Origin of the sequence: Kocuria sp. CCUG 69068, from assembly GCF_020833785.1 — a bacterium.
Lineage (GTDB): Bacteria > Actinomycetota > Actinomycetes > Actinomycetales > Micrococcaceae > Kocuria > Kocuria rosea.
This window is the reverse complement of record NZ_PDDL01000237.1, coordinates 1-1,411: the sequence shown is the minus strand read 5'-3', so window position 1 is coordinate 1,411 and position 1,411 is coordinate 1. Positions and strand designations below refer to the sequence as shown.

The following is a 1,411-nucleotide window of genomic DNA, read 5'->3' as shown; positions in this document are numbered from 1 at the left end:
CGCCGGGCGACGTCCTGCTCGAGCGTGGCGAGCATCTGCTCCGCGTCGGCCACCAGGTCCTGCGCGCCGCGGTCCACGCCGCGCACGAGCCACTGCGCCAGGGCGAGCTCGGCGTCCAGCCGGGCCCGGTCCAGCAGGTGCGGGTCCGGTGCCCCGTCGGGCGCCTGGAAGGACGTGCGGCGGCAGGCCGCGGCGTAGGCCTCGAGCACCCCCTCGGCGAGGCGGGCGTCGCGCGCCGCGAAGAGCCACGCGAAGTCCTCGGCGGGATCCCCCACGTGCAGGTCGGTCCACCCGGTCACCCCGCGCACCCGTCCGCGGGAGATCACGAGGTCGTCCTCCTGCAGGTCGCCGTGGACCACGCGCGGCCGGAACCGCCACACGGCACGGTCCTCCAGGACCTGCTCCCACCGGTGCAGCAGCGCGGCCGGCACGCGCCGCGTGTCGGCGGCCCGGCGCAGCTCCGTGCGGCGCCGCTGCCGGCACTGCTCGGCGGTGTAGCCGGGCAGATCGGCGTCCAGGACCAGCGCGGTCGGCAGGGCGTGGATCGCTGCCAGGAGCCGCCCGAGCTGCACGGTGAGCGTCGGGGGCGGCTCGGCGCTCGGCACGTGCCGGTGGTGCTCGGGGTCCGGCTCGGCGGCCATGCGGGCGAGCGCGTCGATGTCCAGCGGGGCGCCCTCGATGTGGGAGTGCACGAAGGCGTGCAGGTCCCCGTGCGCCACGGAGCCGGCGGCGGTGGGGACCAGGAACGGGAGACGCGACCGGACGGCGGGGGTGAAGGAGCGGAGCACGAGGTGCTCGGTCTCCAGGCGGACGCTCGCCTCGGGGCTCAGCGGGGAACGCACCCGCCAGCGCCGGCCGGAGGCGTCGAGGACCACGGCGGAGCGGAAGTCGGCGTCGTCGTCGGGGGAGGGCCCCACGGCCACGGGTGCGAGTCCGGGGACGCCTGCGGCGGCGACGGCGGCCAGGTGCTCGAGGGACGTGCTCACGCCGTCCACCCTACAAGAGGCCCGGCCCTGCAAGAGGTCCGGCGGCCGTCCCCGTCCCCACCCGCCGGACCCGTGGTCCGCCCGGGTCGCTACAGTGGGGGACGTGCCCGCCTCCACCCCTTCCGAGCCCGTTTCCGGCTCCCGCCCCGTGCCCGCCCCCGAGCGTCTCTCGCCGGCCCGCCTGCCGTTCGCGGCGACGGCCTTCGACCGCGACGCCGTCGACCGTGAGCTCCACGACGTGCGCGTGCTCGCCGCGCAGGACCCCACCACGCTCGTGCTCGTGCTCGCGGGCGGTCTCGCCCCCGTGGCCGGGGACGCCCTGGTCCTGGTGCCCGCGGCCGAGCTCCCGGCCGTGCCCCACGACCCGCGCCGGCCGGAGGTCTACCTGGGCCGGCTGCCCGGCGCCCACGGGGCCCCCGGCCCCC

1 protein-coding gene and 1 pseudogene are annotated in these 1,411 nt (G+C 78.2%); one reads left to right on the top strand and one right to left on the bottom strand.

Annotated elements, in window-relative coordinates:
- Positions 1-986 (bottom strand): phosphotransferase (locus tag CRM73_RS19265; protein ID WP_229588805.1); only part of this gene is annotated, 986 nt, incomplete at its 3' end.
- Positions 987-1,089: 103 nt separating this feature from the next.
- Between CRM73_RS19265 and CRM73_RS19260 the strand changes: the two are divergent.
- Positions 1,090-1,411 (top strand): annotated as a pseudogene (locus tag CRM73_RS19260) (NADH pyrophosphatase); the annotation flags it as partial.